This is a genomic window from Streptomyces sp. NPDC002619 (genome assembly GCF_042889305.1).
Taxonomy (GTDB): domain Bacteria; phylum Actinomycetota; class Actinomycetes; order Streptomycetales; family Streptomycetaceae; genus Streptomyces.
This window is the reverse complement of record NZ_JBIAQV010000121.1, coordinates 1-5,168: the sequence shown is the minus strand read 5'-3', so window position 1 is coordinate 5,168 and position 5,168 is coordinate 1. Positions and strand designations below refer to the sequence as shown.

Genomic DNA, 5,168 nt, shown 5'->3' with positions numbered 1-5,168 from the left:
CCTTGATCAACACCACGCCGCGGGGTGGCGACGTAGGAGGCGAGGTCAGCTACCTGCGGTTTTGCCCACGCCGGTTCGTATTTACGCGTCAGAGCAATTGAAAGATGAGCTAACCCCTCCCTGAAGGGAGGGGCCTGCGCTCAAGATGTCCGGTCACTCACCACAGTGTCCGGCGGCGGTACTCGGGGCCGGGTACCCGCGCCGCGAGGAGGGCGACGTCGTCCGTGCAGTCTGTGGTCAGGGCGGTAAGGAGCTGTTCGCAGAAGGCGTCAAGAGGCTCGTGGACCAGGGCGCCGGCGTGCTGGCGCAGCCGGGTCAGGCCCGCGTCGATGTCCTCGCCGCGGCGTTCGATCAGCCCGTCGGTGTACAGCAGCACGGTGGAGTGCGAGGGCAGGGGCTCGGTGGCGTCAAGGCGCGGTACGTCGGGGTCCACGCCGAGGAGGAGTCCGCAGCCGCCTTCGAGATAGTGGGTCGTGCCGTCGTGGGTGATGAGCAGGGGTGGCAGGTGGCCCGCGCTGGCGTATTGCAGCGCCCAGGAGCCGTCTTCGTCCTTCTGGAGGAGGGCGTAGACGCAGCTGGCGGTGGCATCGGGGTAAAGGGTGTGGTGGGCCAGGTCGAGGCGGCGCAGAATCTCGCCGGGCGGCTCCTGCCGGTCACAGCCGATGCCGCGCAGCATGTTGCGCAGCTGGCTCATGGTGATCGCGGCGCGTATGTCGTGCCCGGTGACATCGCCGACGATCAGGGTTGTCTGGCCCATGGGCAGCGTGAAGCTGTCGTACCAGTCGCCGCCGACCTCCGCGGTGGCGGCAGCGGGCACGTAGCGGCCGGCCAGCCTGAGTGGGCCGGTCCGGGGCAGGGTGGGCAGGAGGGAGCGTTGCAGACGTTCGGCGATGTGCTGGGTTTCGCGGTACAGGCGGGCGTTGTCCACGGCCAGCGCGATCCGGTGGGCCAAGTCCTCGACCAGGGCCAGGTCGCTCTCGGTCAGCGGTGCCCGGTCTCCGGTGCGGGCGACGGTCAGCGCGCCGACGACCTGCCGACGGGCCCGCAACGGCGCGACGGCGGCGGTGTGCGCACCGAGTTGGTCGAACAGCTCCGGCTGCCGGGCGCGCTGCGGATCGGCCGCCTGGTCGGGTGCCACGATGCCGCTGCCGGCCTCGATGAGCACCGGGCCGCTGCCGCGCAGGACACGGGCGAGTGGGTCGGCGCTGGCGTCCTGCGCCAGAGCGAGCAGATCGGCCGGTTCCTCGGGCGGCAGCGTCTCCGGGTCGCGGTGGACGAAGCAGGCACGACACGGCCGACCACCTTCGTCGAGGAGGTCCACCGCGCACCAGTCGGCGAGCTGGGGTACGACGATGCGGCACGCACGCAGCAGCCCCTCGTACGGCTCCAGCGTGCTGGACAGAGCGGTGGTCACCTCGGCCAGCAGCGTCAGCCGGTCCAGCGCTCGCTGCACCGCGTCGTCCACCTCGAAGTCGTCCATGCTCGCTTCCTTCGCAACTGCCTCGAGCGCCAGGCCCGGCGTCACGGTGTCCGGGCTCGATGACCTCAGCCACAACCCCGCTGTGCGCCCGAGAGAGTCAGAGACAAAACCGGCAATTGACGCTTTCCCGTCCTCGCAGGGTACGTCTGCCGTGCTGATCGAGGACCGGGACGTGGCCAAGAGTCGGTCAGTACTGGCATGAACGCCGGGTACCTCCATCGGCCGCGGTCATGCGGGGCTTCGCCGCCCGACCGGTCGTGACCAGGTGTGACCGGGTGGTCCGCGACACTGGCCGAACGTCGTCAACGGACGGCGGCGTTCGGTTTACCCGCTCCCGTGCGGGCTACCCGGGTCGCAGGGGTCGCGTCGGCGCGCCACGCTGACCTCGTCATCGCCACGGAGCCGAAGGCGGACCTGCTGGAGGCGTTCGACCGGTACGGGGGTACCGGCAGACCGCGCGTCGGACAGTTGCCCGTGTGCTACGACTCCGACCGCGAGTCCGCGGTCGCGCGCGCCCACGACCAGTTCCGCTGGTTCGGTGGCGGCTGGAAGGTGAACGCCGAACTCCCCCATCCGGACTCGTCCGACTCGGCCACCCGGTTCGTCACCGAAGACGACGTGGCGGCCTCTGTGCCCTGCGGCGACGACATGGACGCGTTCCTGGACGCGATCCGCCCGTACGCCGAGGCAGGTTTCACCGAGATCGCCCTCGTACAGATCGGTGGCGAAAGCCAGCGCTCGTTCCTGGACTGGGCCGCCAAGTCCCTTCTACCGGCGCTTCGAAAAGCCTTCGCGTGAGGAGCCTCCGGCTGAGAGTCGCGCATGACTGTCCAGTATTCGCATAATTTGTTCGCTTTATAATTCGTTCGCTTCGAGAGGGGAAGTCGGCCGTCATGAGACTTACGAGACCGACAGACCGAGGACCACACCCGCCCGGCAGTGCCCTGGTGTCGATGATGGACGCGCTCGAAGGCCAGGAGCGATTGGACGGCCTCATCGAGAAGGTCCGCGAAGTGGTGCGCGCCCTGCCTCTGGGCCGGAGCCGGGACCTGCTGCACGGGCTCTGGCTCGGGCATCCGCTCCACCCCGTCCTGATACAACTGCCCATCGGCGCGTGGAGTTCGGCCGCGCTTCTCGACCTGCTCCCCGGTGAAAGTCGTGCCGCCCGTCGTCTGGTGGCCGTCGGAGTGGCCTCTGCTGGGCCCGCGGCGCTGGCCGGCTGGGTGGACTGGGCGGAGCAGCGTCCGCGGCAGGCACGTGTGGGCCTGGTCCACGCCGCGGCGAACGTCGCTGCCCTCGCTCTGTACGCCGGTTCGCTGCTGGCACGGACGCGTGGCCACGGCGCGCTCGGCCGTGCACTCGGCTTCGGCGGGTTGTCGGTCGCGACGGGCGGCGGCATGCTCGGCGGCCATCTCGCCTACCGGCAGGCCGCCGGTGTCAACCACGCCGAGGCCGTGCTCGTCACGGCCGAGGCGGGCCGGCACCGGATCGGGGTGCTGGACGACTTCCCGGTCGGCGAACCCGTACGGCGTATGGTCGGCGAGGTGCCGCTGATCGTGGTCCGCGACGAGAACGGCCGGCTGAACGCACTGGGCGCCCGATGCAGTCATGCGGACGGGCCGCTTCACGAGGGCAAGGTCGTCGACGGCTGTATCGCATGCCCGTGGCACGGCAGCAGGTTCCGGCTCTCGGACGGGGCGAACGTCCACGGGCCGGCGACCGCACCGCAGCCGGTGTTCGACTGCCAGGTGGGCCCCGACGGCACGGTCGACGTGCAGCTCGTACAGGAGTGAGCAGCACCGGAGGACCATCCGTGCCGAACGCCGATGGCCCGCAACCGGGTCGACACGGGCGAGTCCGTACGGCGACCGTGCGCGACAAGGAACACGTCGTCCCGCGTTCCGGGACGGGCACGCTGGGGGTGGAGGAGGAGTTCCTGGTGATCTCCCCCTCCAGCCGTCTGGTGGTGCCCGAAGGCCCGCGTGTGGTGGGCCGCGCCACCCCGGTGCTGGGGAGCGCGGTGTCGGGCGAGTTCACCCTGTACCAGGTGGAGACGAGGACGCGCCCCTGCCGGGACGGGACCGAGGTGTCCGCGGAACTGGCGCGGCTGCGCTGCGCGGCGACGCGAGCGGCGCGAGCGGAAGGGTTGCGGTTGTGTGCCTCAGGAACGCCAATTCTCGGTGGCACAGACCCGGGCGCGATCGCTGATCATCCGCGGTATCGCGCGGAGGCGGACCAGTACCGCACGTTGCTCGGCGACTTCGCGGTGTGTGCGTGCCACGTGCATGTGGGTGTTCCGGGGCGGGGGCAGGCGGTGCTGGTGAGCAATCACCTGCGGCCGTGGCTGCCGCTGTTGGTGGCGATGAGTGCCAATTCACCGTTCCATCAGGGCCGGGACACCGGGTACGCGAGCTGGCGCACGGCGATCCGGGGCCGCTTCCCCTGTCTGGGCCCGCCGCCGTACGCCTCGTCGATGGCAGAGTACGAGCGGATGGCTGAGGCGATGACCGCTACAGGAGCGATGCTCGCGCCGGACCTGCCGCTCTGGGACGTCAGGCCCAGCCCCCGATACCCGACGGTGGAGATCCGGGCCATGGACGTACTGCCCGAGACGCAGGACACGGTTGCTCTCGCTCTTCTCCTGCGGGCTCTGGTGCTGACCGCACTGGAGCGGGTGGAGCACGGTGATGCCGGACCCGAGGTCCCCGGTGAACTGGTCCGCGCCGGCTGCTGGCGCGCGGCGCGCGACGGCTGGCTGGGCCATGCGCCGGATCCTGAGACCTGGCAGGCTGTTCGCTGCGCGCCGTTGGCCGGGAGGCTGGTCCGACGCATGCGATCGGTTCTGGAGGCTCGCGGGGACGAGGATGCGGTGTCCGGTCTGATCGAGAGGCTAAAGGCTCGAGGCGACGGCTCCGTGGCCCAGCGGCGGGCGGCCCGCTCTGGTGGGCCACCCGCAGTGGTGGACATGGTGACGGCACGCACGGAACAAGCGGCGCAACCCGGAGCGGTCGAACGGCGGGCTGCCGAGAAGCCGGGGTGACGGCGCTGGACATCAGCCGCCGTGCGACATTCCCGCTGCACCCGGACTTCAGCGGGCCCAGCCGCCTGCCTCGCCGTCCAGGACGCGGGCGGCGACGCGCAAGTCCGCGACCAGACCCTTGTACACCGCGTCACGGTCGTCCGCGCGCAGAACGGCAGACGGGCCGGACCTCCTCGCGCGCGGCCTGCTCGGCATCCAGCACGGTCGGCAGCGGCTCGGTCGAGACACGCGCCCGGTCCCGGCGGTCCTCGGCCAGGTTCCGGTTCTCGGCCACCACGAGGGCCACCGGCTCGCCCGCATACCTGACCCTGTCCGTGGCCACCGCGGGCCACGGCCGGTCGCGGGCCAGCTCGGGATCCAGCATCGCCGGGACGAGCGGCACGTCGCCCAGATCGGACGCCGCCCAGGCACCGAGGACCCCCGGTACACGACGCGTCGCGGCCAGGTCCACCGTGCACAACAGTCCATCCCTCTTCTTCGGAGGGAATCCCCGCCTTCAGGCGGGGAGGGAATCCGATCCTGAGTGCTGCGGCGCGGAGCGCCGCAGCATCGCTCTGGAATGCTCCGCCAACGGTCCGTACTCAGTCGGGCCGCTTCTGGTTCTCGATGTAGTCCTTGACCACCTGGAGCGGTGCGCCGCCGCATGAT

Annotated in this window: 4 protein-coding genes and 1 pseudogene; 3 read left to right on the top strand and 2 right to left on the bottom strand. The window is 70.6% G+C overall.

Annotation, left to right across the window (positions count from 1 at the left end):
* Positions 1-157: 157 nt before the first annotated feature.
* Positions 158-1,480, bottom strand: coding sequence for a PP2C family protein-serine/threonine phosphatase (locus ACFYXB_RS45510; protein WP_389591365.1), 1,323 nt, complete (start codon positions 1,478-1,480; stop codon positions 158-160).
* A 366-nt stretch (positions 1,481-1,846) separates the two neighbouring features.
* Here ACFYXB_RS45510 and ACFYXB_RS45505 point away from each other — a divergent pair.
* The 3 genes and pseudogenes from ACFYXB_RS45505 to ACFYXB_RS45495 form a co-directional block, all read left to right on the top strand.
* Positions 1,847-2,278 (top strand): annotated as a pseudogene (locus ACFYXB_RS45505) (LLM class F420-dependent oxidoreductase); the annotation flags it as partial.
* 158 nt (positions 2,279-2,436) lie between these two features.
* Entirely contained in the window at positions 2,437-3,273 is an 837-nt protein-coding gene (locus tag ACFYXB_RS45500; protein WP_389591368.1) for a Rieske 2Fe-2S domain-containing protein, read from the top strand.
* A gap of 20 nt (positions 3,274-3,293) precedes the next feature.
* Positions 3,294-4,520, top strand: coding sequence for a glutamate--cysteine ligase (locus tag ACFYXB_RS45495; protein ID WP_389591364.1), 1,227 nt, complete (start codon positions 3,294-3,296; stop codon positions 4,518-4,520).
* Between the two features lie 130 nt (positions 4,521-4,650).
* On the opposite strand, the gene ACFYXB_RS45490 is transcribed toward ACFYXB_RS45495, so the two are convergent.
* The gene (locus ACFYXB_RS45490) at positions 4,651-4,971 is read right to left on the bottom strand and encodes a hypothetical protein (protein WP_389591366.1); all 321 of its coding nucleotides are present in this window, start codon (positions 4,969-4,971) and stop codon (positions 4,651-4,653) included.
* Positions 4,972-5,168 lie beyond the last annotated feature (197 nt).

Bases quoted from the DNA above. Each gene is read 5' to 3' on its own strand.
- ACFYXB_RS45500 (WP_389591368.1), top strand. From the start codon at position 2,437: ATGGACGCGCTCGAAGGCCAGGAGCGATTGGACGGCCTCATCGAGAAG.
- ACFYXB_RS45510 (WP_389591365.1), bottom strand. From the start codon at position 1,480: ATGGACGACTTCGAGGTGGACGACGCGGTGCAGCGAGCGCTGGACCGG.